The organism is Achromobacter sp. ES-001 (assembly GCF_019448355.1).
GTDB classification, from domain to species: domain Bacteria; phylum Pseudomonadota; class Gammaproteobacteria; order Burkholderiales; family Burkholderiaceae_B; genus Achromobacter; species Achromobacter spanius_B.
The window spans coordinates 486145-510221 of sequence record NZ_CP079940.1 but is presented as its reverse complement, the minus strand read 5'-3'; the positions used below and the strand labels follow the sequence as shown (position 1 = coordinate 510221).

Genomic DNA, 24077 nt, shown 5'->3' with positions numbered 1-24077 from the left:
TATGTGTCACGCATCGAAAGGCTCGAAGCGACCGCTCAGTTCGATTGCCACGCGATCGCCGTCCGCGTGGGGAATCCGGTCGACGCTTATCCGAAAGTCCGTCGTCGACATCACGCCATCGCCCAACCGTTCGGACAGCAGCGTCTTCATCGTCGGGCCGTACATGGCAAAGATCTCTCTGAAAGCGCGCATCAACGGGTCGTTGGGACCGAGCCGGACAAGGGCCGACGTTCCCGCAGGCGGCGTTGGCGGCGCGGTGTAGACCACCGACTCCAGCGTGGTGAAGACCTTGGCGGCTTCATTGTTCAGGCTGGCGGCATTGCCCCCGTTAGCCGACAACACCAGACCCGCCACCGCGTTGACCGAACTCATGAACGCGCCTTCTAGCCAGCCGCCCAGGTGGCTGAAGCTGTCAGACGCGATGAAGAAGCGGCTGTCCAGCTCGGGATGCTGGGCGTGCGTGTGATAGCGAAAGCAGAAATTGCTTTGGTAGTGGTCACCGCTCAGGTCAAGCTTGAAGCCGCCGGCCGAACCATTGGTCGTCCAGTCGAACACAAAGCGGTTCTGCACCTGGATCTTTTTCAGGATATCGACAAACCACCAGCGCTTGTAGACGTCTTCGCCGGGAAACTTGATGTCCTTGTCGGCGCGATTGATCATGCGCGTAAACATGCCGTTGGCGTCGTTTTCGCCCGCGCTTGCCGGCGGGTTTTGCGGATACGCACCGAAGTCGCGTTGCAGGCGGGTGGAGTCGTCGTCCCAGGTGTAGCTTGCCAGCACGCTGGAATAATCCGCGCTGATCGAGCTTGGCACGATGTAGCTCGTGGCCAGGCCGCTATCGGACACGACGGCCTTGATGGGTTCCGAAACACCGCCCGGTAGTGTCAGCATCGGCAGGTTAGCCAGATCGGCATTGCTGATCGTGCCGAAGATTTTCGAGGACCGCACCATGCGCAACATGCTGATCGCGGTGACGGCGCGGGCGTTCGGAATGTCGCTGGTGGTGCTGAGCAGCAAGGGCGGCAACACGTCGGTAAACGCGCGTCCTTCCAGCCCCATAGTTTGATCGCCGAACGTGACGCTGGCACTGGGCTGCGTGGCATAGCCGGCCCGGGTCACCAGGCCGATCAGTTGTTCGTGCGGCAGCGCCAGAATCACGTAATCGAATGACTGGTCCAGCAGCTTGTCGCCGCCGGGCGCATAGTGCGCGACCACGGCGGTGTTCGCCCCGGAAACCTTGCGGTGGAACACGTCGGACACGCGACCTTGAATCGGGGTGACGCTGAATTTATTTGCCGGTGCACTGGCCAGCGTGGTGGTGTAAAGCTGGCGGATGAAGTCGACGTTCTCGACCACGGGCAAGGTGTATTCGTTGGAATAATCCCAAAGAACCAGCCGCATCATTTCGACGATGGAGATGCCGAACAGCGATTTGAATCCGCCCGTGCCGAATCCGAATCGGGCAAACAGTTCTACATAGTAGTTTTCAGTATCGTCGGGGCTCAGGCCCGGCAGTGCGGGCAAAGACGCGCCGTACTCCCGGATGATGGTGCGCACGGCGCCTTCCAGTGTGGTGCCATCGTTGTCCGCGATAAATCGTTTCCAGTCCCGGTCGACTTCCTGCAACAGCGCATCGGAGCTGGTATCCGTGGTCAGGATCCGAATGACATCGAGCGGCGTGCGCGGGCCAATGGGCAGCAGCGCCGGCACGCCGTCGCCGACCAAGCGCGACGACACCAGGTCGCGGACCGCCCGCGTGGGCGAATCGGGGTCCTGCCACGCATTGCCCTTGTAGCGGTCGGCGCGGTGCCCGAATACGAATTCCGTAGCGATCTTGCCCGGATTGGGAAACACCTGCACTTTCGCTGCCGCGCCGAACACGCGCTGCGCATACTGCCAGGTCAGGCCGGCGCTTTCCGGAAAGCGCATCGCGCCCACCTCGTACACCGTGCGGTCATCGGACTGCACGGCCAGGACACGGCCTGCCTTCTTACCCTTGACGGTCAAGCCTCGGGCCAGATCGAACAGAAAACTGTCCGGGTCCGATTCATACAGCGAGACGTTCACCGTCCCCGTCGTGTCGTTCACCATGCGCGACAGCTCGTTCAAGGCAGCGATGCCTGCCGCGCCCGCGCCCACGATTGCGACACGCAGACTCTTGCCGGCGGGCAAGGTGCCAAGCGGTTGCTGCACGATGGTGGGATAAACGATCCGCGCGGAATCGGGATGGCGGAAATACCGGCCGACTTTGGCCACGTCGGCGATGGTTTTTCCATCGGGCGCTTTGGCAAGATTGCGGATTACAGTGACGCTCATCTCGTCCTCCTTGGTGAGTGACGGAAGGGGCTTGCAGGGGTCTGATCGAGGGATGGCCTCGCGGGCCTGACCAGCTATGAAAGGCGGGGCCGCGACGCCTGTCACGGCCCCGCGCGGCACGGGATTCAGTTCATCGTGAACGGCATGAACTTGCCCGTCATCTGAAGCCGCACGCGGGGACCGCCCGCGTCTTCGGTTTTGTCCACCACCAGGTCAAAATCCGTAGTGGACATGACGCCATCGCCGAATTTTTCCGAGATCAGCTGCTTCAGGGTGGACCCATAGATCAGCAGAAACTCATAGAAGCGATAGACGGCGGGATCCGTGGGAATCAGGGCTTCCAGCGAGCCCCGGTCGGGCGACGTCTGAAGAATCAGCTTTTCCGTGTTGGTCAGGCCCAAGCTCAGCAGGCCGTCCAATTTGCCGACGTTGAGTTCGGACAACGGCATCTGGCCCAGGCATGCCGCGGTGGCCTTGGCAAGGGGCAGTCCGAGCGCATCTGCAATCGCCTGCCACTTGATATTCGCTTCCAGTTTCTTGATCAGGATCTTTTCGATAAGCGCAGCGCGCATCTTCATCTCGTTCTCCTAGCATTGAAAAGCACAGGAAATGACACGACGACCGATAACGGCACAGCATCCGATTACTACAGGGAAATTGAAAGTAAAGCCTTACGTACTCGGACAAGCCGGCGTTTTTTATTATTGATGTTGCAACTGTGATTCGACGCCAGCAGATACCACCATCGACCGCACATGAACGTAAAGCGTTGAATTTAAATAGACATTCAAGCTTGAAGGGGATGTTACTTGCGGCTTCTGCTTATTAACTGGAATACATACGTAGACATATATATTCTGATTCTTCCTATACCAGTCCTATACCACTCCGATACCAGTCCGATACCGGTCCGAAAGGGCTCAGATATCTTTTTGGCCTCTTCCCGCGAACCAAAGCACGGCGGGCCGGCCCATCGACTGGGCCGGCCCGCCTATAACAGACTGGTAAGGAACTCAGGCGCGCCCCGGCGCGCCTGCGGGGATCACCCCAGGTTTGGCGCCAGCGTACGCTTCAGGTCTTCAATGCCGCGGCCGCTGCGCTTGGCGTAGTCTTCAAGCTGGTCTTCGCCGATCACACCGACGTTGAAGTACTGCGATTGCGGGTGGCTGAAGTAAAAGCCCGACACGCTGGACGCCGGGTACATGGCGTAGCTGTCGGTCAGCATCATGCCGATGTCGCTGCCGTCCAGCACGCGGAACATATCGGTCTTGACCACGTGTTCCGGGCACGCCGGGTAGCCTGGCGCGGGGCGGATGCCCACGTACTTTTCGGCAATCATGTCTTCGTTGGACAGGGCCTCGTCGGGCGCGTAGCCCCACAGGTCCTGGCGCACGCGGGCATGCAGGCATTCGGCGAAGCCTTCGGCCAGGCGGTCGGCCAGCGACTTCAACATGATGCTGGAATAGTCATCCAGCGCCTTCTCGAATTCCGCTTCCTTTTTCTCGATGCCGATGCCCGCCGTGACGGCGAACATGCCGATGTAGTCCATCTTGCCCGACGACTTGGGCGCAATGAAATCCGCCAGCGACTTGTTGCTGACGCCCTCGCGCTTGGCGCCCTGCTGGCGCAGGTTGCGATACGTGAACAGCACCTCGCTGCGCGTTTCGTCCTTGTAGATTTCGATGTCTTCGTCGTTGACGCTGTTGGCCGGGTAGAAGCCCACGACGCCGTTGGCCGTCAGCCAGCGGCCTTCGACAATGCGCTTCATCATGGCCAGGCCATCGGCATAGACCTTGCGGGCCTGCTCGCCCACGACCTTGTCATCAAGAATGGCGGGGAACGGGCCGAACAGGCTCCATGTCTGGAAGAACGGGCCCCAGTCCACGTACTTCACGATCTCGGCCAAGTCATAGCTCTTGAACGTGCGACGGCCGATGAACTTGGGGCGCGGCGGCGTGTAGTTGTCCCAGTCGATGACGGGGCGCGACGCGCGCGCGTCCGCCAGCGGCAGAATCGGCGTGGCCTTGCGGTTGGCGTGGCGGCGGCGCACTTCCTCGTATTCCTTGGCCAGCTCGGCCAGGTACGTTTCGGATTGGTCCGACATCAGGTTGGTGGCCACGCCGACCGAGCGGCTGGCGTCGGGCACATAGATGACCGGGCCTTCGTAGTTGGGCGCGATCTTCACGGCCGTATGCACGCGGCTGGTGGTAGCGCCGCCGATCATCAGCGGCAGCTTGCGGCTGCGGAAGTAATCGTCGCGCTGCATTTCGCTGGCCACGTAGGCCATCTCTTCCAGGCTGGGCGTGATCAGGCCTGACAAGCCGACGATGTCGGCGTTTTCTTCCTTGGCCTTTTCCAGGATCTGCGCGCAGGGCACCATCACGCCCATGTTCACGACTTCGAAGTTATTGCATTGCAAGACGACAGACACGATGTTCTTGCCGATGTCGTGCACGTCGCCCTTGACGGTGGCGATGACGATCTTGCCCTTGGCGCGCACGTCGCCGCCGGCCGCCGCGATCTGGCGCTTTTCTTCTTCGATGAAGGGAATCAAATGGGCCACGGCCTGCTTCATGACGCGCGCCGACTTCACCACTTGCGGCAAGAACATCTTGCCTTCGCCGAACAGGTCGCCCACGACGTTCATACCGTCCATGAGCGGGCCTTCGATGACCTCGATAGGGCGACCGCCCCGGTCAAAGATCTTCTGGCGCACCTCTTCGGTGTCTTCCACGATGAAGGTGGTGATGCCGTGCACCAGCGCGTGCGACAGGCGCTGCTCGACGTCGGCCTTGCGCCAGGTCAGGTCTTCTTCGCGCTTGGCGCCCGAGCCCTTCACGCTGTCGGCAAACTGCACCAGGCGTTCGGTGGGCGTGCGTTCGTCGGACGGGTCCGTCTTGCCGACGGGGTCGGGGCGGTCCAGCACCACGTCTTCGACCAGGTCGCGCAGCTTGGGGTCCAAGTCGGCGTACACGCCCAGCTGGCCGGCGTTGACGATGCCCATCGTCATGCCTTCCTTGACCGCGTAATACAGGAACACGGTGTGGATGGCCTCGCGCATCGGCTCGTTGCCGCGGAACGAGAAACTGACGTTGGACACGCCGCCCGAGATGCGGGCGTGGGGCAGGTTTTGGCGGATCCAGCGGGTGCCTTCGATGAAGTCCACCGCGTAATGGTTGTGTTCGTCGATGCCGGTGGCGACCGCGAAAACGTTCGGGTCGAAAATGATGTCTTCCGGCGGAAAGCCTTCTTCTTCGACCAGGATCTTGTACGCGCGGCCGCAGATTTCCTTGCGGCGCTCCAGCGTGTCGGCCTGGCCCAATTCGTCAAAGGCCATGACGACCACGGCCGCGCCGTAGCGGCGGCACAGGCGGGCGTGATGGCGGAAGGGCTCGATCCCCTCCTTCATGGAAATGGAGTTGACCACCGCCTTGCCCTGCACGCACTTCAGGCCGGTTTCGATGACTTCCCACTTGGAACTGTCGATCATCACCGGCACGCGCGCGATGTCGGGCTCGGACGCGATCAGGTTCAGGAAGCGGTGCATGCAGGCCACCGAATCGAGCATGGCCTCGTCCATGTTGATGTCGATGATCTGCGCGCCGTTCTCGACCTGCTGGCGCGCCACGGCCAGCGCCTCGTCGTACTTTTCCTCGCGGATCAGGCGGGCAAACATCTTGCTGCCCGTCACGTTGGTGCGTTCGCCCACGTTGACGTACAGCGTGTCCTCGTCGATGTTCAACGCTTCCAGGCCGGACAGGCGCGTCTTGACGGGAATGTCCGGCACGACGCGCGGCGTCAGCGCCGTGACCTTGTCGGCGATGGCGCGAATGTGGTCCGGCGTGGTGCCGCAACAGCCGCCCGACATGTTGACCAAGCCGGCGCGGGCGAATTCTTCCAGCAGCGCGGACGTGTCGGCCGGCGTTTCGTCAAAGCCGGTTTCGGCCATGGGGTTGGGCAGGCCGGCGTTGGGATACACGCAGACGTAGGTGTCGCAGATCTTGGACAGCTCGGCCACATACGGGCGCATCAGCGCCGCGCCCAGCGCGCAGTTCAGGCCGATGGTGATGGGGCGCGCATGGCGCACCGAGTTCCAGAAGGCTTCAACGGTCTGCCCCGACAGGATGCGGCCGGACGCGTCGGTGACGGTGCCCGAGATCATGACGGGCAGACGGATGCCACGCGCTTCGAACACTTCTTCGGTGGCGAAGATGGCGGCCTTGGCGTTCAGCGTGTCGAAAATGGTTTCGATCAGGACGATGTCGATGCCACCGTCCAGCAAGCCGTTCAACTGTTCTATATAGGCCACGCGCAATTCGTCGAACGTGACGTTGCGCGCGCCGGGGTCGTTCACGTCGGGCGAGATCGACGCGGTCTTGGGCTGCGGGCCCAGGGCGCCGGCCACGAAGCGCGGCTTGTCCGGCGTGCTGTAGGCGTCACAGGCCTGGCGCGCCAATTGCGCGGAAACCAAGTTCAGTTCGTAGGCCAGTTCCGGCAGGTCGTAGTCGCCCTGCGCGATGGTGGTGGCGCCGAAGGTGTTGGTTTCGATGACGTCGGCGCCCGCTTCCAGGTATTGCCGATGGATCTCGGAAATGACATCGGGGCGCACCAGCGACAGCAGCTCGTTGTTGCCCTTGACGTCTTTGCCGTGGGCCGCGAAACGCTCGCCCCGGAAGTCGGCTTCGCCCAGCTTGTAGCGCTGGATCATGGTGCCCATGGCGCCGTCCAGGATCAGGATGCGCTTGCCCAGCAGGCGGGCGAATTCGCCACCCTGGGTATAGGCTTCGGGCGGGTACGGCAGGCGGGGATACGACACGGGCAGGTCCAGATAAAGTTGGCCAACAGCGGCGCGGATGTGGCTAAAAAGCGAAAAACGCCGAAAAAACAAGCCCTGATCGTAACAAAACGGGGTCTCTCGCGCCCTCGGGTGATACAGTTTCGGCCCCGAACCGGTGCTTTCGGCGCATCAGGCTGGCAAGAACACAACACTTGCCTGTCCGCGTGCGAAAGGTAAACGGGAAACAGGAAGATGCCCGCCCGGGCCGCCGCGCCGCTTTGCCCCCCAGCAGGCAGCCGGCAAGCCCCGCGTCCAGCCTGTGCTGCCCCCGCAACGGTCCCCATGCGCTTTTCAAGCCCATGGCAGCCCGATACCGGCCAGTTCGCTCGTCAGGAAGTCCGTCGCCGCCGCCAGGCCAGCCTGGTGCGCCGTGGCGCGCGGACGTCCTTCCATCGTGATTGGCCTGCGGGGTCGCGGGTCGCATCGAGGTTATGTAGATGAAAGCCCGCTCTATCCGGCGTTACGCCGGCGCCCTGCTCTGTTCCGCTCCGGCCATCGCCGCCGCCCAGCAAGCTGCCCCCTCCGAACTCGACCCGGTCATCGTGACCGCCCAGCGCGTGCCGACCGACGGCCGCACGCTGCCAATATCGATTTCGGTGATCACCGCCCAGGACATCGCCGCCAGCAGCGCGCGCACCATGCAGGACCTGCTGTCGACGCAGGCCGGCGTCAACCTGATCAACACCAGCAGCTCCAGCGACAACGCGATTGTCGACCTGCGCGGCTTCGGCATCACGGGCGCCAGCAACACGCTGATCATGATCGACGGCGTCAAGCAGAACACCAACGACCTGTCGGCCCCCAGCCTGGGCGTGGTGCCGCTGGACCAGGTGGAACGCATTGAAATCGTGCGCGGCAGCGGTTCGGTGCAATACGGCGGCGGCACGACCGGCGGCGTGATCAACATCATCACCCGGTCCGATTTCTCGAAAGAACCGGTCACCGCCCGCGCCACCGCCACGTTCGGCAGCTATGGCCTGCGCCAGTACGACGCGGCCGTCGCCATGAACAACCAGAAGGTGGGCGTTGACGCCTACCTGCAATCGCTGCACACCGACGGCTACCGCGACCACAGCGGCGAGCGCCGCGAAGGTGGCGGCGGCGGCATCACGCTGCGCCACGACAACGGCTCGATCCGGCTGTACGGCCGCACCACCACGCAAAAGCTGGAGTTGCCCGGCCCGCGCCTGATCAGCCCGTCGACCGGCGTGAACGAATTCCAGGACGACCCGCGCGGCGCGAAGAACGATGTGGACTTCGTCAAGACCACGTCCACCACCTTCGGCCTGCAAGTCGAGCAGGCCATTGGCGTGGGCACCTTGTACGCCGACCTGTCCACCCGCGAAAAGAAGCTGAACGGCCTGACGTATGACGGCTTTGGCGACACGCTGCGCGACCAAAAGCTGGAAGAGAACATCGCCAGCGTGCGCTATCGCCTGCCGATCAACGGCGGCCACAGCCTGGTGTTCGGCGCCGACGCGCAAGAATCGAAGACCACCGCCAACCAGAACGCCTACTACGACTTCGAACCGTCCAAGTGGCAGTCGCGCCAGCACCAGTACGGGCTGTTCGCCGAAGGCCTGTTCCGCGCCACCGACAGCACCACGGTCACGGCCGGCGTGCGCCGTCAGTACGCGTCGGACGACCTGGAAGTGCTCAGCGGTTCGGGCACCCCGTCGGATCGCAGCAACCACCTGACCGCCTGGCAACTGGGCGTGCGCCAGGACCTGTCCGCCGGCTTCGGCCTGTACGGCAAGGTCGGCCGCAGCTTCCGCCTGCCCAACGCCGACGAACTGCTGTCGGTGCAAAGCCCGCTGGCCGCGCAAACGTCCACCGACAAGGAAATCGGCGTGACGTGGCAAGGCGCCGCCAGCAGCGCCCGCCTGTCGTACTTCCGCTATGACCTGACCAACGAAATCCAGTACAACCCGCTGGCCGACGGCATGTGGGGTCCGGGCACCGGCGCCAACACCAACCTGGACCCGACCCGCCGCCAAGGCATCGAACTGGAAGGCCGCACCGCCGTGTCCAGCAGCGTCACGCTGGACGCCAACCTGACCTGGATGGAAGCGCAGTTCCGCTCGGGCAACTACGCGGGCGTGGACCTGGCCGGCAAGACCGTGCCGCTGGCGCCCAAGTGGCTGGCCAACGCGGGCGTGACGTGGCGCCCCACCGATGCGTTCCTGTGGAACGTGTCGGCGCAGTATGTGGGCAAGTCGCGCATGGACAACGACCAGGCCAACCAGTTCGACAAGGAACTGGACGCCTACGTGCTGTTCAACACGAAGGTCGCGTACAAGTTCACGCGCAACGTCGAAGGCGCCATCGGCGTGAACAACATCTTTGATCGCCAGTACGCCACCTACGGCATACGCGGCGGCAATGCGTCGTTCGAAATGCTGGGGCCGGTTGCCAACTACAACCTGTACCCGGCGCCGGGCCGCAATTTCTACGCCTCGCTCACGCTGCGCTATTGATGGCGGACATCCGATATAGTCGGCGTTCTTTGCTGACCTTATCGGCTCTTGCATGACGTTCGCACGCGCATTGACCCGCCCCCGCCCGGGGCGGTCCCTGAAGCGGTCCCTGGGCCTTGTGCTGGCCCAGGGCGCCCTGCTGGCTTCGGCGACGACCATGGCCGCAACGTCGGTCGCATCCTCCGCTGCATCCTCCGCTGCATCCTCCGCCGCATCCTCCGCCGCATCCTCGGCCGCAACGTCGGCCGTACTCTCGGCCGCAACGTCGTCCGCACCCTTGGCCAGTACCCCGGCCGCTACCCCGGCCGCAACGCCCGCCGGCACCGCCATCCACACGCAGGACGACAAGGGCCGCGCCGTGGCGCTGGCCGCGCCCGCGCGCCGCGCCATCACGCTGGCGCCGCATGCGACCGAACTGGTATTCGCGGCCGGCGCGGGCGACTATCTTGCCGCCACCATCCGCGGCAGCGACTACCCCCCGGCCGCGCGCCAGGTGCCCGTGATCGGCGACGGCACGCAACCCGACGCCGAGCGCGTGGCCGCCGTCCGCCCCGACCTGCTGATCGCCTGGCAACCCAGCGCCGCGCAACCTGTCGTGCGTGTCATGGACAAGCTGGGCGTGCCGGTGTTCTACAGCGACCCCTTGACGCTGGCCGCCATTCCCGACGCCGTGGAACGCATGGGCGTGTTGTTCGGCACCCAGGCGCAAGCCGGACCGGCCGCCGCGCAACTGCGCGCGCGCCTGGCCGCCCTGACCGCTCGCTACGCTGGACGCCGCCCGGTGCGCGTCTTCGTCCAGGCCGGGCTGGACCCGATCTACACCCTGAACGACAGCAGCATCGTCAGCGACGCGCTGCGCATCTGCGGCGGCGTCAACGTCTTTGGCCAGGCGCCCGTCGTGGCCCCCCAGGTCAGCCTGGAAGGCGTGCTGACCGCGCGGCCCGAGGCCGTGCTGGCAGGCGTGAGCCGGCCTGAAGACACCGCCCGCAACCTGGCCGCGTGGCAGGCGCTGGGGCTACCCGCCGCCCGCCTGGGGCATGTGTACGGCGTGGATGCCGACGCGCTGTATCGGCCGGGCCCGCGCCTGATCGACGCGGCCGAGGCCATCTGCGCCGATCTGGACCGGCTGCGCTGATCCGTTCTTTGCTGATCCGTTCTTTGCTGATCCTTTCTTTGCTGATCCTTTCTTTGCTGATCCGTTCCTTGCTGATCCGTTCTTTGCTGATCCTTTCTTGCTGAATCCTTCCTGGTGATCCCTTCTTGGCAATCCCTTCTTGCTGATCCCTGCTTGGTAATTGCCGCAATCCTTGAAAAACGGAACGCGGCTTCCCAGGGACATCCGCATGCGGCGCGACATCGTGCTTTATCATTCGCGAAAGCCTTTCAGTCAGCCTCCCGCGGGTATCGCTGCGCGCACCCGCCCTTTGAAACACCGCCATGACCACACAAGACACCCTCACCATCGCCGGGCGCGCCTATTCGTCGCGCCTGCTTGTCGGCACCGGCAAGTACAAAGACTTCGAACAGACCCGCGCGGCGCTGGATGCCAGCGGCACGGAAATCGTCACCGTTGCCATCCGGCGCACCAACATCGGCCAGAACGCCGGTGAACCGAACCTGCTGGACTACGTCCCGCCGTCGAAATTCACGCTGCTGCCCAACACGGCCGGCTGCTACAGCGCCGACGACGCCGTGCGCACGCTGCGCCTGGCGCGCGAGCTGCTGGACGGCCATGACCTGGTCAAGCTGGAAGTGCTGGGCGACCCGCACACGCTGTTCCCCAACATGCCGGAAACCCTGAAGGCCACCAAGACCCTGGTCGACGACGGCTTCAAGGTCATGGTCTATTGCACCGACGACCCCATCCAGTGCCGCATGCTGGAAGACATGGGCGCCGTGGCGGTGATGCCGTTGGCGTCCCTGATCGGCTCGGGCATGGGCATCCTGAACCCCTGGAACCTGCGCCTGATCATCGACCAGGCCCGCGTGCCGGTCGTGGTGGACGCCGGCGTGGGCACTGCGTCCGATGCCGCCATCGCCATGGAACTGGGCTGCGACGCCGTGCTGATGAACACCGCCATCGCCGCCGCGCAAGACCCGATCCTGATGGCCAGCGCCATGAAGAAGGGCGTGGAAGCCGGCCGCGAGGCCTTCCTGGCCGGCCGCATGCCCAAGAAGCTGTACAGCGGCGCGCCCAGCTCGCCCACCGAAGGGCTGATCACCGGCGGCCCGGGCGCGCAGAAATGAGCTCGCGCCAACAGGACGGCAACGCCCGTCCCATTCCCAACGCGTTGACCATCGCGGGCGTCGACCCCTCCGGCGGCGCCGGCATCCTGGCCGACGTCAAGGCCATGAGCGCGCTGGGCGCGTACGGTTGCGCCGTCATCGCGGCGCTGACCGCGCAGAACACCCAGGGCGTCACCGGCATCTCGGCCGTGCCGCCCGCCTTCGTGGGCTTGCAGATCGACACGCTGTTCACCGACGTGCGCATCGACGCCGTCAAGATCGGCATGCTGGGCCAGTACCCGGTGATTGAAATGGTGGCCGAAAAGCTGGCCAAGTGGACCCCGGCGCACGTGGTGCTGGACCCGGTCATGGTGGCCAAAAGCGGCGACCTGCTGCTGGAGAACGATGCCGTGGGCGCCATGCGCGAGGCGCTGCTGCCGCAGTGCACGATGCTGACGCCCAACCTGCCCGAAGCCGGCGTGCTGCTGGAAGAGCGGCCAGTGGAAACCGTCAAGGAAATGCGGCGCGTGGCCGAACGCCTGCGCAACAAGCTGGCGCACTCGGGCGAACGCTGGGTGCTGGTCAAGGGCGGCCATCTGCCCGGCAACGAAACCATCGACCTGCTGCACGACGGCGACCGCATGATCGAACTGCCCGGCCACCGCATCGAAACGGCCAACACCCACGGCACCGGCTGCACCTTGTCGGCCGCGCTGGCGGCCTTGCTGCCACAAATCGGGGACGTACCAGAGGCCGCGCGCCGCGCCAAGGCCTACCTGACCGAAGCGATCCGCCACGCCGAACGGCTGTCGGTAGGATCGGGCCACGGGCCGGTCCACCACTTTCACGCCTGGTGGTAGCAGGCCCGGCGCCCCGCCATGCAAGCAGGGGTTGCGGATTATCGCGGCGCTTTTCGAAGCGCCGCGGTCGTTTCAGGCATCGTCACCCGGGCTGAAACGCCTGCTTGGCCCGAGCGCCGTCACAGGACGCTACGAATCGGTACAATGGCCGCCTGATTCCTCTGTTTTTTCCTGACCGTCATGAACGCTTCGACCCTGCCCGACGTAGAACAAGCCCGCTTCAATATGGTGGAACAGCAGATCCGCCCGTGGGACGTCCTGGACGCCAACGTGCTGCAAGCGCTGTTCGATGTGCGCCGCGAACAATTCGTTCCGCCGGCCCTGCGCGCCTTGGCGTTTTCCGACCTGGAACTCCCGCTTGAAATCAATGCGGTCAACACCCGCCAGACCATGCTCGCCCCCAAGGTTGAAGCGCGTCTGGCGCAAGACCTGCAATTGACCAAATCCGACTGCGTGCTGGAAATCGGCACCGGTTCGGGCTACCAGGCCGCGCTGCTGGGCTATCTGGCCCAACAGGTGACCTCGGTTGAAATCGACAGCCGCCTGGTGACGTTCGCGCAGCAAAACCTGCAAATGAACAACGTCACCAACGTCAAGGTCGAAACCGGCGACGCCCGCAACGGCTGGGGCTCGACCGAATACGACGCGATTCTGGTCACGGGTTCGGTGCCCGTCGTGCCGGACGCGCTCAAGTACCAGTTGCGCGTGGGCGGCCGTCTGGTCGTGATCGTGGGCCAAGCCCCCGTCATGACGGCCTGTCGCATCACCCGCACCACCGCCGCCAGCTTTGAAACGGTGAACCTGTTTGAAACCGTGATCAAGCCGCTGCGCGGCGTCGCGGTATCCCAGTTCAAGTTCTAAACCCTATCCCCGCCGCCCCGTGCCAGCCCCGCATCGGGGCCCGGGCACCCTGGGGCGGCCCGGCGTATCGTTGAAAATCATGCGCGTCCGATTGCTTACGGCTTTACTGGTTTTTACCGCCGCCGCAAGCGTCGGCCCGTTGCCTGCATTTGCGCAGAACCTGATCCAGGTCTGGCAAGCCGCCCTGGGCAATGACCCCACCTATGCCGCCGCCCGCGCCAACTATCGCGCCGGGCTGGAAAAAGAACCGCAAGCCCGCTCGCTGCTGCTGCCGCTCATTTCGGCCGAAGCCGGCGGCGCATATCAGGAAACGCGCAGCACGCGCGGCCTGGGCGTGGCCTACAGCGGCGGCCGTGGCGTCTGGGATCTGGCGCTGACGCAGCCGCTGTTCGATTGGGGCCGGTGGCAGAACTACGAGCAGTCCAAGCTGATCGTGGCCGATGTCGAAGTGCAGTTGCAGCAGGCCTATCAAGACCTGCTGCTGCGCGTGGCGGACGCCTATTTCAACGTGCTGTACGCGCAAGACGCGCTGACCGCGACCGAGGCCGAGAAGGCAGCCGTGGCGGGTCAGCTGGAGTCGGCCAAGCGCAATTTCGAGCTGGGCAATTCCACCGTTACCGACACCTATGAAGCGCAGGCGCGCTACGACCTGGTGGTCGCACAGGAATTGCGTCTGCAAAACGACCTGGACGTGCGCCGCGACGAACTGGCCAAAATCATCGGCACGGCGCCCGGCGCGCTGGCCGAACTGCCCTACGGCGTGCAACTGCCGTCGCCACAGCCGGCCCGCGTGAACGACTGGAGCACGCAAGCCGAGTCGTCCAGCCTGGACGTGCTGCGCGCGCAGTTGCTGACCCGCATCGCGGGCCGCGAAATCCAGATCGCCAAGAGCGGCCACTATCCCACCCTGAACCTGCGCGCCACCAGCGGCAGCGCCAGTGACGCCATCATGCGCAACGCGGCGCCGGGCAAGCCCATCGACAACACGGTGGGCGTGGTGCTGTCCATTCCGCTGTATTCCGGTGGCGGTGTGTCGTCCCAGGTGACCGAGAAGGTGCAGCTGGAACAAAAGGCCCGCCACGACTTCGAAACCGCGCGCCGCCAGGCCATCCAGGCCGCGCGCCAGTACTACACGGGCGTCACCAGCGGACTGGCCCGCATCCAGGCGCTGGAAGCCGGCGAAAAATCCAGCCGCGCCGCCGTCGAGGCCAACCGCACCGGCTACGAAGTCGGCGTGCGGATCAATCTGGACGTGCTCAATGCGCAGCAGCAGTTGTACGCGACGCAGCGCGATCTGGCGCTGGCCCGCTACAGCACGGTGCTGTCGGGGCTGCGGCTAAAGGCCACCAGCGGCATCCTGGCGGAAACGGATCTGGAAGCGATCAACCGGTTGCTGCGGGAACCGCGCTGAGGCGGGGGATCGGGCTTGGATGCGGTGGGATCGGCTACGGGCTACGGACAAAAAAGGCGGCTTGCACAAGCCGCCTTTTTTTATGCCCTGCGTAGGCTCAACGCCCCGCGGCCTCAGCCGCCCTGGATCTTTTTCACCAGCGCCGTCGTGGACCGCTGGAATTCGAACGGTATGGCCACGGCGCGACCGCCCCAGCTTTTGACCAGGGCCGTTTCCGGCAACGTTTCCATGTCGTAATCGCCGCCCTTGACGATCAGGTCGGGCTTGATCTGGCCGATCAGCGCTTCGGGCGTGTCTTCGTGAAACGACGTGACCACGGTCACGCAGCCCAGCGCGGCCAGCAGCGCGGCGCGATCTTCCATGCGGTTCAGCGGGCGCTCGGCGCCCTTGCCCAGGCGGCGCACCGATTCATCGGTGTTCACCGCCACCACCAAGGTCGCGCCCAACTGCGCGGCCTGGTCCAGATACGTGGCATGGCCACGATGCAGGATGTCGAAGACCCCGTTGGTGAACACCAGCGGCCTGGGCAGGCGGCCGGCGGCAACGGCGGCGACGCATTCGTCGCGGGACAGGACTTTGGATTCAAAACGGGCGGCGGACATGCGGCGATTATATCCGCGCGCCCACCGCCCGAAACTAGCGTTCAGGCGCCGCCCAGGATGATCTGCTTTTCCTTCGGTACGACCAGCGCCGTCATTTCCTTGCGGTAGCGGTTCAGGTCCTTCACCGTTTCAAAGCTGCGATCCATCAGCTTGGACAGGATGTGCAGAATGCGGCTGGCCACCTTCTGTTCCCAGATGCCGTCAAAGCGGATCTGCGTGTCCAGCCAGTGCTCAAGCCAGCCCGGCTCAGGCAGGCGCGACTGCACAGTGTCGTTGGGGAACAGGTCTTTGTTGACGTGCAGGTTGGTCGGGTGCAGCGCCTGCTGCGTGCGCCCGGCCGACGCCATCAGCACGCCGATCTTCGAGAACGCCAGGCGGGCTTGCTCGCTGGTGTCCTGGCCACGGTCGTGCAGCGCGCGGCGCATGTATTGCAGGTACGCGCCGGCATGGCGGGCTTCGTCCTGCGCCACGGTCTTGTAGATGGCCTTGATGACCGGCTCGGTGTGCCATTCGGCAGCGCGACGATACCAGTGGTTCAAGCGGATTTCGCCGCAGAAATGCAGCATCAGCGTTTCCAGCTCGGGCGCCGCGTCGAATTCAAAGCGCACGTTGTGCAGCTCTTCTTCGGTGGGCACCAGGTCGGGCCGGAAGCGGCGCAGGTATTCGATCAACACCAACGAGTGCTTTTGCTCTTCAAAGAACCACACCGACATGAATGCGCAGAAGTCGCTGTCCCCGCGGTTGTCGCGCAGGAACATCTCCGTGGCGGGCAGCGCCGCCCATTCGGTGATGGCGTTCATTTTGATCGTTTGCGCTTGCTCGTCAGAGAGCTTGCTGCGATCGAAATCTCCCCAGGGGATGTCGTGCGCCATGTTCCAGCGCACGGCTTCCATGGTCTTGAAGAGTTCAGGATAAAGCATGGTCTGCCCTTGTATTCGTCCCGCTTGTGGGGCGATAGAAATTAATGAATGGCGCGCGCGTCTTTCCGGCGAGTGACGCTGCTTTCATCCACCGCAGCGCTATTTTTCGCCGTTTCCCGCGAAGCTATGATGACCGTTTCATGAATGAAACATGACAGAGTTCGTCTAGACCATCGCGCCGCCTATCGGGTCAAGGCCCAGATTGCGACCCCGATCGCAAGAGCCAACACCCCAACCAGCGCTGCAACCAGCCGGTTGTTCTGTTCCTGGGCGCGCCGCAGGTGAATCATCTCGGCCAGCAGCGCGGGCGAGACGTTCGGGCGGCTCAGGTGGTCATGGACCAGCCTGGGTAAAGCGGGCAGCATTTGCGACCACTGCACGGCTTCTTTTTCCAGGCTTTGACGCAGCCCCTTGAATCCGACACGCTGGCGCATCCAACGTTCCAGATAGGGCTTGGCGGTCTTCCAGAGATCCAGGTCGGGATCGAGCTGGCGGCCCAATCCCTCGACGTTCAGCAACGTCTTTTGCAGCAGCACCAGCTGCGGCTGGATCTCGACATTGAACCGGCGCGACGTCTGGAACAGGCGGAGCAGAACCTGCCCCAGCGATATTTCGGACAACGGCCGGTCAAAGTACGGTTCGCAGACGGCGCGCACCGCGCCTTCCAGTTCTTCTTCGCGCGTGTCGGCCGGCACCCAGCCGGACTCGATGTGCAACTGCGCCACGCGGCGGTAATCGCGGTGGAAGAAGGCCAGGAAATTCTGCGCCAGATAGTTTTTGTCGAATTCGGACAACGACCCGACGATGCCGAAGTCCAGCGCGATATAGCTACCCAGCGTGTCGGGGCGATCCGACACGTAGATGTTGCCCGGGTGCATGTCAGCGTGGAAAAAGCCGTCGGTGAAGACCTGCGTGAAGAAGATTTCCACGCCGGTGCGCGCCAGGGTCGGGATGTCGATCCCGGCCTCGCGCATGCGTTCCACCTGGCCCACCGGCATGCCGTACATGCGCTGCATGGTGAACACGGTGGACGCCGTGTATTCCCAGATCACTTCGGGCACGATCAGCATGTCGCCGCGGCCCGATTCCGGGCCGAAATTGCGGCGCAGCTGGCTGCAATTGGACGCTTCGCGCACCAGGTCCAGCTCGTCGTGCAGGTACTTGTCGAATTCGGCCACGACTTCGCGCGGCTTCAGGCGGCGGCCATCGGCGCCCAGGCGCTCGATGATGCGCGCCACGATCTTGAGCAGCGACAGGTCTTTTTCGATGATGCCCAGCATGCCCGGGCGCAGCACTTTCACGGCGACCTCGCGGCCGTCGTGCAGCACGGCAAAGTGCACCTGGGCGATGGAGGCGGACGCGACCGGGTCCACGTCGAACTGCGCGAACAGCTTTTCAGGCGGCGCGCCCAGCGCGGCCTCGATGCAGGCCGCGGCCTGCGCGGACGGGAACGGCGGCACGCGGTCTTGCAGCAAGGCCAGTTCGTTGGCGATATCCGCCGGGATCAGGTCGCGGCGCGTGGACAGCACCTGGCCAAACTTGACGAAGATGGGGCCCAGGGATTCCAGCGCCAGGCGCAGGCGTTGCCCACGCGGCTGGCGCGGGCGGGTGCCCAGGCGGATGACGCGCAGCAGGCAGGTGGCCAGCGGATGATTCAGGCTGGACAGGACCAGTTCGTCCAGGCCATAACGCAGCGATACGACGATGATGCGAATAAGGCGCAGCAGGGGAAACATATATCAGGCGCCCCGCTTTGCGCTGGCGGACGCCAGACGGGTTTGCAGGGCGGTGGCCGAACGCGCCAAGGCGTCGGCGCTTGCGGTGAGCTCGGCCAGATCCAGGCGCCATTGCTCCAGCGCCGGGCGGCCCACCAGTACGCCGCTTTCTTCAGCCAGGTATTCAGACACATTTTCCGCCAGGCGCTTGCCGGCGTGACGCGCGCCATCGGCCGCCGAGCGGGCGCCGCCCACGATGCGCAGTGCGGCGATATCGCCCACCACGCGGGCCAGGGCGTCTTCGGGATCGAAACGCAGCTGCTTGGCAAGGTCGGCTACGACCTGGGCCAGCGCGGCGTCGCCCGAAATATGCGTGGCCTGTGCGAAATCTGGCGTTTCACGGTCAGCGCCCAAACGCGGCAGGGGCAGCTTTTCAGGCGCCACCGTCAGCGTCACATCCGGCACCACGGCGGGGTCGGCCTGGGACGCCAGGCCTTCGCTATCGATCGTCAGGCCCAGCGTGAAGCCACCCAGCGCAAAACGCACCGTCTTGCCGGCGTGCCGCGCCAAGCGCTCGCGCGCCCATTCTTCGCGCCTCAACAGGGCGTTGAGCGCACTGACAGCCATTCGAGAGGGCGTGGGCAAGAAGGAAAAAGGCAACATGACGGTGTGCAACACCCCGGGGCAGGGCTTGCCGCAATTAGTGGCTAAATCGGGAGTGTAACGGGTTAGATGGGACCGCGTTTAGTACAACGGGACAAGGAAAAACCGGCCCTTCTAGGGCCGGTTCGAGTGGATGCCCTGGGGCATCCGGCAACGGAGGACAGAGTCAGCCCCGATCAAACAGCGTTTAGCTGGCCAGATCCACGGGGATCTGTTGAATGCCGGCCAAGAGCCAGCCGCCATTGGCGGGCTTGAACAGGTTCCAGACTTCTTCGAAGCGGAAGGCTTCGGCGCCCGGGGCCTCGCGCAGCATGCCGGAGAAGCGCACGCTTGCCAGGTGGCCGTCGGACACGGTTTCGATACCCAGCATTTCGGCGTTCAGCAAGACCACTTCGGTCTTGTTGGGCGCTGCGCCGCGCTCGGCCAGTTGCGGCTTGAGCTCGGTAATCAGGTCATCGGTCAGGAAGTCGCGCAGGCCATCGGTGCTGCCGCTGTCCCACACGGCCTGGATGCGCACGAACTGCTCCTTGGCCTGCTTCAGGAAGGCGGGCGTGTCGAAATCACCCGGCACGAACCAGTTGTTGTCCTCGCCGGCCTTGGGCAGCACGGCCGGAGGCGCCACCGGGGCGGCAGCGGCAGCGGCCGGAGCGGCGGCGGCGGTGGGCTTGAGCGCTTCACGCCACATCGGCTGCTGTTGCTGGCCGGGTGCGTTGTTGGCGCCATTGAACGCGCCTTGCGTTGCCGTACGCGGACCCGCGCCACGCAGGCGGCGGATGATGAACATGACGGCGAACACAACAGCGGCGATCAGCAGCGCGGAACCGAGGAATTCGGCGAACGCGCCCGACAGGCCCATGCTGGACAACAAGGCGGCGATACCCAGGCCGGCGGCGATGCCGGCGATGGGGCCAAGCCAGCGCGACGCGCCGCTCTTGGCGGCGGCGCCCGCGGCACCGGCCGTGGCTGCACCGGCGGCTGCCGGGGCGGCGGTGGCGCCGGCCGTGTTGTTGGCGGCGGCCGGCGGCGTGGTGGCCTGGCGCTGCTGGGTCACATTGGAGGATTGGCGGCCGACGCTGCTGCCGCCACCCGCACGACGGGCTTCGGCATCAAACGATGCCGTCACCAACGCCGCGCCGGAAACGGCGATGAGCGCTGCGGCGACAAACCGCGAAAGACAGAATTTGGTCATAGAGTTAGCTCCCTCGTACTCGCGCCCCCGCTGCCCCGAGCAGCAAGGAGTCCCACGGACAGCGGGACCTATTCGCGACTTTTCTTACAGTAATCTGAATGTCGTAAGAATAACGGACAAGATGCCGCCCCACAAGTTCCCCGTGGGGGGACAAATCATCCGATGGACACGCCGGGCTCAGCCCAGGCGCACGCCCTCGTGCAGGGCGGCGATGCCGGCGGTCAGGTTGAAGTACTGCACCCGTTCCAGCCCGGCGCTGCGCAGCATGTCGGCCAGGGTTTCCTGGTCGGGATGCATGCGGATGGATTCGGCCAGGTAGCGATAACTGGCCTCGTCCTTGGCGACCTTCTTGCCCAGCCAGGGCAGCACATTGAAGGAATACCAGTCATAGGCGGGGGCCAAGGGCTTGGCCACGCGCGAGAATTCCAGCACCAGCAGCTTGCCGCCCGGCTTGAGCACGCGGGCCATTTCAGCCAGCGCGCGGTCTTTATGCGTCATGTTGCGCAGGCCGAAGGCCACGCTGACGCGGTCGAAATAACCGGTGGGAAACGGCAGGCGCTCGGCGTCGCAGACGGCGGTGGGCAGCAACAGGCCCGCGTCGGTCATGCGGTCGCGACCCACGCGCAGCATGGAATCGTTGATGTCGGTCAGCCAGACTTCGCCGGTGGGGCCGGCGCGCTTGGCGAAGGCCTTGGCCAGGTCGCCCGTGCCGCCCGCGATATCCAGCACCTTCATGCCGGGGCGGATGGCGGCGCGGCCAATGGTGAAGGCTTTCCAGACGCGGTGCAGGCCGGCCGACATGAAATCGTTCATGACGTCGTAGCGCTGGGCAACCGAATGGAAGACTTCGGCAACCTTGCGGGCCTTTTCGCCTTCAGGCACCGTTTGAAAGCCAAAATGCGTGGACTGGGCGTTGTCCTGCGCGGAATGTTGCGATTCGGAGGGGTTTTGCATGGTGAATTCCCGATATATCGTGGCAATGGTAGCCTATCGGCCCCCAGCGGCGGCGCGAAGAACCTGCCTGCGGGACGCCCTGCGGTCACATACCTGAAATATTGCGGCCATACTATCGCAATGTTCGCGCCGCGCCGGCGCTCAGAAGCGTGCCAAATTCGCCATGTCCAGCACCATCCTCGTCGTCGAAGACGAACCCGCAATCCAGGAACTGATCGCCGTCAACCTGTCCTTCGCGGGGCACAAAGTGCTGCGCGCCTTCGACGCCGACCAGGCTCAGACCCTTATCCGCGCCGAACTCCCTGACTTGATACTGCTGGACTGGATGCTGCCCGGCACTTCCGGCCTGGCGATGGCGCGCAAGCTGCGCAACGACGAGCGTACCCGCGCCGTCCCGGTCATCATGCTGACCGCCAAGGGCTCCGAGCAAGACAAGGTCGACGGCCTGGAAGCCGGCGCCGACGACTACATCACCAAGCCGTTCTCGCCCAAAGAGCTCATGGCCCGCATCAAGGCCGTGCTACGCCGCCGCGCGCCGCAGCTGACCGACGACGTCATCGACGTGGGCGGCCTGAAGCTGGACCCGGTCACGCACCGCCTGTCGGGCAACAGCCAGTCGCTACAGATCGGCCCCACCGAATTCCGCCTGCTGCACTTTTTCATGACGCACCCGGAACGCGTGTTCTCGCGCTCGCAACTGCTGGACCAGGTCTGGGGCGACCACGTGTTCGTTGAAGAACGCACCGTTGACGTCCACATTCGCCGCCTGCGCAAGGCGCTGGAACCCAGCGGCCACGACGCGCACGTCGAAACGGTGCGCGGCAGCGGTTACCGGTTTACGGCACAGCTGCCCACGCGGTAAAACTGCCGCACGATGATCTGGCTGCGCACACTTTTCCTGGTCGCCCTGTGGGCGGTGATTGCATTACTGGCGCAATGGCTCATAGGAGATCCTTGGGGCTGGCTGGTGTTTTGCGCCGCGCTGACCTCCATGTTGCTCTGGCGCAGCTGGCGCCTGACGCTGGTATCCCACTGGGCCAATCACCCGGACACCTCTCCCCCCGCTTCGGTCGGGCCATGGGACGACATCCTTGCTCCCCTTTACCGCTATACCCGCGCTCGCGCCAGGGAACTGGCCGAAACCCGCGACACCATGCAAGGCATGCTGGCCGCCGCCCAGGCCTTGCCGGACGGCGCGGTCACGCTGAATGAAGACTTTCAGATTGACTGGTGCAACCGCATGGCGCGCCAGCATCTGGGGTTGCGGCTGCCGGCGGATCGGGGCCACAACCTGCTGAACCTGCTGCGCGCGCCCGAGTTCGTGGAATACGCGCATCGCCCGGCCTGGCCAGAGCCCATCCTGGTGCGCCTGGGCCAGCAAGGCCAGGAACGGCTGATGATGATGCAGCTGACCGCCTACGCCAGCAATCAGCGGCTGCTTATTACCCGCGACGTCACGCAGATCGAGCGCCTGGAAACGACGCGCCGCGATTTCGTGGCCAACGTGTCGCACGAGCTGCGCACGCCGCTGACCGTGCTGGCCGGCTTTCTGGAAACGCTGCGCGACATGCCGGCTGACGCGCTGCCCGAAGAACAGCGCGCGCAGTACATCGACATGATGCATGAGCAAGCGCAGCGCATGCAGGCCATCGTGGAAGACCTGCTGACCTTGTCCACGCTGGAATCGTCGCCGGGCAGCGACCCGCGCGCCATCAACATGGGCGCGCTGCTGCAAAAGGCGCGCCAGCAGATCGAGGCGCTGTCGGGCGGCCGCCATGTGCTGGAATGGCATATCGACGACACGCTGGACGTGCTGGGCGCGGAAACCGAACTGACCTCGGCGCTATCGAACCTGCTGACCAACGCGGTGCGCTACACGCCGGACGGCGGCACGATCACCGTACGCTGGGAACGCGAGGCCGATGGCGGCGCGCGCTACAGCGTGCAGGACACCGGTATCGGCATCCCGGCCCGCCACCTGCCCCGACTCACCGAACGGTTCTATCGCGTGGACCGCGGGCGTTCGCGCGCGGTGGGCGGCACCGGCCTGGGGCTGGCGATCACCAAGCACATCGCCATGCGCCACGACGCCGAACTGCTGATCACCAGCGAACCGGGCAAGGGCAGCGTGTTCGCCCTGCGTTTTCCGCCGGAGCGCATCGCGATCGGCGAAGCGGCATAGAAGGCGCGTCGCCGACGCCGGGCCGACGACCCGGCGTAGACGCGCACGGCGGGCGCCGGATCGCCCCCGTCTTCCCCAGCGCCACGGCCAGCGCCCGGCCTTTCGGCCCCGCGCGGGCGCCGCGCGGGTGGGGCGCGGGTGGTAAATTCCCGGCCATGCGCATCCTGGTCATCGAAGACGAACCCAAGCTGGCCGACTACCTGAAGAAGGGCTTGTCGGAGCAGAGCCATGTCGTGGACCTGGCGCGCACTGGCGTGGACGGACTGCATCTGGCGCTGGAAGGCGACTACGACCTGATCGTGCTGGACGTGATGCTGCCCGGCGTGGACGGCTTCGGCATTCTGGCGGCCGTGCGGGTTCGCAAAAACACCCCCATCCTGATGCTGACCGCACGCGATGCGGTGGAAGACCGCGTGCGCGGCCTGGAAGGCGGCGCCGACGATTACCTGGTCAAGCCCTTTGCTTTTTCTGAACTGCTGGCGCGTGTGCAGGCGCTGCTGCGCCGCGGCCGCGCGCAAGAACCCACGCTGCTGCGGCTGGCCGACCTGGAGCTGGACCTGGCCAGCCGCCGCGCCCAACGCGGCGGCCGCCGGCTGGACCTGACCGCCAAGGAATTCAGCCTGCTGGCGCTGCTGCTGCGCCGCCAGGGCCAGGTGCTGTCGCGCACCACGCTGGCCGAACAGGTGTGGGACATGAATTTCGACAGCGATACCAACGTGATCGACGTCGCGGTGCGCCGCCTGCGCGGCAAGCTGGACGACCCGTACGACACCAAGCTGCTGCACACGGTGCGCGGCATGGGCTACGTGCTGGAATCGCGCCACCCGCCACTGTCGGCATGACGCGGGCTGCCCAGTGGCCGCG

General features: G+C 64.9%; 18 protein-coding genes and 1 riboswitch. Of the genes, 9 read left to right on the top strand and 9 right to left on the bottom strand.

What is annotated here, in order from left to right; all coding sequences use genetic code 11:
* Window positions 1-6: 6 nt before the first annotated feature.
* The 3 genes from KYT87_RS02210 to metH form a co-directional block, all read right to left on the bottom strand.
* A complete protein-coding gene (locus KYT87_RS02210; protein WP_219991623.1) occupies window positions 7-2316 on the bottom strand; it encodes a tryptophan 2-monooxygenase oxidoreductase in 2310 nt (769 codons plus the stop codon).
* A 125-nt stretch (window positions 2317-2441) separates the two neighbouring features.
* Entirely contained in the window at window positions 2442-2894 is a 453-nt protein-coding gene (gene cynS, locus KYT87_RS02205; protein ID WP_219991622.1) for a cyanase, read from the bottom strand.
* A 464-nt stretch (window positions 2895-3358) separates the two neighbouring features.
* Complete coding sequence (metH, locus tag KYT87_RS02200) at window positions 3359-7132, bottom strand: methionine synthase (RefSeq protein WP_046807666.1); 3774 nt, start codon at window positions 7130-7132, stop codon at window positions 3359-3361.
* Window positions 7133-7288: 156 nt separating this feature from the next.
* Window positions 7289-7490, top strand: a riboswitch (cobalamin riboswitch).
* 100 nt (window positions 7491-7590) lie between these two features.
* Between metH and KYT87_RS02195 the strand changes: the two genes are divergently transcribed.
* The 6 genes from KYT87_RS02195 to KYT87_RS02170 all read left to right on the top strand — a co-directional run bounded on the left by KYT87_RS02195 (window position 7591) and on the right by KYT87_RS02170 (window position 14988).
* Window positions 7591-9630, top strand: a complete 2040-nt coding sequence (locus KYT87_RS02195) for a TonB-dependent receptor (protein WP_104144786.1) — start codon at window positions 7591-7593, stop codon at window positions 9628-9630.
* Window positions 9631-9682: 52 nt separating this feature from the next.
* Entirely contained in the window at window positions 9683-10765 is a 1083-nt protein-coding gene (locus tag KYT87_RS02190; RefSeq protein ID WP_255593832.1) for a cobalamin-binding protein, read from the top strand.
* 302 nt (window positions 10766-11067) lie between these two features.
* Window positions 11068-11877, top strand: a complete 810-nt coding sequence (locus tag KYT87_RS02185; RefSeq protein ID WP_046807651.1) for a thiazole synthase — start codon at window positions 11068-11070, stop codon at window positions 11875-11877.
* Window positions 11874-12716 carry a bifunctional hydroxymethylpyrimidine kinase/phosphomethylpyrimidine kinase gene (thiD, locus tag KYT87_RS02180; RefSeq protein WP_046807652.1) on the top strand — a complete coding sequence of 281 codons (843 nt, stop codon included), beginning with the start codon at window positions 11874-11876 and terminating at the stop codon, window positions 12714-12716. The genes KYT87_RS02185 and thiD overlap by 4 nt, the downstream gene beginning before the upstream one ends.
* 180 nt (window positions 12717-12896) lie before the next feature.
* Window positions 12897-13577, top strand: coding sequence for a protein-L-isoaspartate O-methyltransferase (locus KYT87_RS02175; protein WP_046807653.1), 681 nt, complete (start codon window positions 12897-12899; stop codon window positions 13575-13577).
* 79 nt (window positions 13578-13656) lie between these two features.
* Entirely contained in the window at window positions 13657-14988 is a 1332-nt protein-coding gene (locus tag KYT87_RS02170; protein ID WP_046807654.1) for a TolC family outer membrane protein, read from the top strand.
* Window positions 14989-15101: 113 nt separating this feature from the next.
* Here the strand turns inward: KYT87_RS02170 and rfaE2 are convergent, their stop codons facing one another.
* From rfaE2 to ubiE, 6 genes are all read right to left on the bottom strand, one after another.
* Window positions 15102-15590: a D-glycero-beta-D-manno-heptose 1-phosphate adenylyltransferase gene (rfaE2, locus tag KYT87_RS02165; protein ID WP_219991621.1), complete on the bottom strand. Its 489-nt coding sequence runs from the start codon at window positions 15588-15590 to the stop codon at window positions 15102-15104.
* Between the two features lie 41 nt (window positions 15591-15631).
* On the bottom strand, window positions 15632-16510 hold the full coding sequence (locus tag KYT87_RS02160) for a ferritin-like domain-containing protein (RefSeq protein ID WP_046807656.1): 879 nt from the start codon (window positions 16508-16510) through the stop codon (window positions 15632-15634).
* Window positions 16511-16692: 182 nt separating this feature from the next.
* A complete protein-coding gene (gene ubiB / locus KYT87_RS02155) occupies window positions 16693-18246 on the bottom strand; it encodes a ubiquinone biosynthesis regulatory protein kinase UbiB (RefSeq protein ID WP_046807657.1) in 1554 nt (517 codons plus the stop codon).
* A 3-nt stretch (window positions 18247-18249) separates the two neighbouring features.
* Window positions 18250-18888, bottom strand: a complete 639-nt coding sequence (locus KYT87_RS02150) for an SCP2 domain-containing protein (protein WP_120153647.1) — start codon at window positions 18886-18888, stop codon at window positions 18250-18252.
* A 187-nt stretch (window positions 18889-19075) separates the two neighbouring features.
* A complete protein-coding gene (locus KYT87_RS02145) occupies window positions 19076-20077 on the bottom strand; it encodes a Tim44 domain-containing protein (protein WP_046807659.1) in 1002 nt (333 codons plus the stop codon).
* Between the two features lie 177 nt (window positions 20078-20254).
* Window positions 20255-21031, bottom strand: a complete 777-nt coding sequence (gene ubiE, locus KYT87_RS02140) for a bifunctional demethylmenaquinone methyltransferase/2-methoxy-6-polyprenyl-1,4-benzoquinol methylase UbiE (RefSeq protein WP_046807660.1) — start codon at window positions 21029-21031, stop codon at window positions 20255-20257.
* A gap of 163 nt (window positions 21032-21194) precedes the next feature.
* On the opposite strand from ubiE, the gene phoB reads away from it, so the two are divergent.
* The 3 genes from phoB to KYT87_RS02125 all read left to right on the top strand — a co-directional run bounded on the left by phoB (window position 21195) and on the right by KYT87_RS02125 (window position 24055).
* On the top strand, window positions 21195-21893 hold the full coding sequence (phoB, locus tag KYT87_RS02135) for a phosphate regulon transcriptional regulator PhoB (RefSeq protein ID WP_006227196.1): 699 nt from the start codon (window positions 21195-21197) through the stop codon (window positions 21891-21893).
* Between the two features lie 12 nt (window positions 21894-21905).
* Window positions 21906-23213 carry a phosphate regulon sensor histidine kinase PhoR gene (gene phoR / locus KYT87_RS02130; protein WP_046807661.1) on the top strand — a complete coding sequence of 436 codons (1308 nt, stop codon included), beginning with the start codon at window positions 21906-21908 and terminating at the stop codon, window positions 23211-23213.
* Between the two features lie 155 nt (window positions 23214-23368).
* Entirely contained in the window at window positions 23369-24055 is a 687-nt protein-coding gene (locus KYT87_RS02125; protein ID WP_219991620.1) for a heavy metal response regulator transcription factor, read from the top strand.
* Window positions 24056-24077: the final 22 nt, after the last annotated feature.

Bases quoted from the DNA above. Each gene is read 5' to 3' on its own strand.
- thiD (WP_046807652.1), top strand. From the start codon at position 11,874: ATGAGCTCGCGCCAACAGGACGGCAACGCCCGTCCCATTCCCAACGCG.
- KYT87_RS02210 (WP_219991623.1), bottom strand. From the start codon at position 2,316: ATGAGCGTCACTGTAATCCGCAATCTTGCCAAAGCGCCCGATGGAAAA.
- KYT87_RS02170 (WP_046807654.1), top strand. From the start codon at position 13,657: ATGCGCGTCCGATTGCTTACGGCTTTACTGGTTTTTACCGCCGCCGCA.
- phoR (WP_046807661.1), top strand. From the start codon at position 21,906: ATGATCTGGCTGCGCACACTTTTCCTGGTCGCCCTGTGGGCGGTGATT.
- ubiE (WP_046807660.1), bottom strand. From the start codon at position 21,031: ATGCAAAACCCCTCCGAATCGCAACATTCCGCGCAGGACAACGCCCAG.
- KYT87_RS02190 (WP_255593832.1), top strand. From the start codon at position 9,683: ATGACGTTCGCACGCGCATTGACCCGCCCCCGCCCGGGGCGGTCCCTG.
- KYT87_RS02185 (WP_046807651.1), top strand. From the start codon at position 11,068: ATGACCACACAAGACACCCTCACCATCGCCGGGCGCGCCTATTCGTCG.
- KYT87_RS02195 (WP_104144786.1), top strand. From the start codon at position 7,591: ATGAAAGCCCGCTCTATCCGGCGTTACGCCGGCGCCCTGCTCTGTTCC.
- ubiB (WP_046807657.1), bottom strand. From the start codon at position 18,246: ATGTTTCCCCTGCTGCGCCTTATTCGCATCATCGTCGTATCGCTGCGT.
- phoB (WP_006227196.1), top strand. From the start codon at position 21,195: ATGTCCAGCACCATCCTCGTCGTCGAAGACGAACCCGCAATCCAGGAA.
- KYT87_RS02125 (WP_219991620.1), top strand. From the start codon at position 23,369: ATGCGCATCCTGGTCATCGAAGACGAACCCAAGCTGGCCGACTACCTG.
- KYT87_RS02150 (WP_120153647.1), bottom strand. From the start codon at position 18,888: ATGTTGCCTTTTTCCTTCTTGCCCACGCCCTCTCGAATGGCTGTCAGT.
- KYT87_RS02145 (WP_046807659.1), bottom strand. From the start codon at position 20,077: ATGACCAAATTCTGTCTTTCGCGGTTTGTCGCCGCAGCGCTCATCGCC.
- KYT87_RS02175 (WP_046807653.1), top strand. From the start codon at position 12,897: ATGAACGCTTCGACCCTGCCCGACGTAGAACAAGCCCGCTTCAATATG.
- rfaE2 (WP_219991621.1), bottom strand. From the start codon at position 15,590: ATGTCCGCCGCCCGTTTTGAATCCAAAGTCCTGTCCCGCGACGAATGC.
- cynS (WP_219991622.1), bottom strand. From the start codon at position 2,894: ATGAAGATGCGCGCTGCGCTTATCGAAAAGATCCTGATCAAGAAACTG.
- KYT87_RS02160 (WP_046807656.1), bottom strand. From the start codon at position 16,510: ATGCTTTATCCTGAACTCTTCAAGACCATGGAAGCCGTGCGCTGGAAC.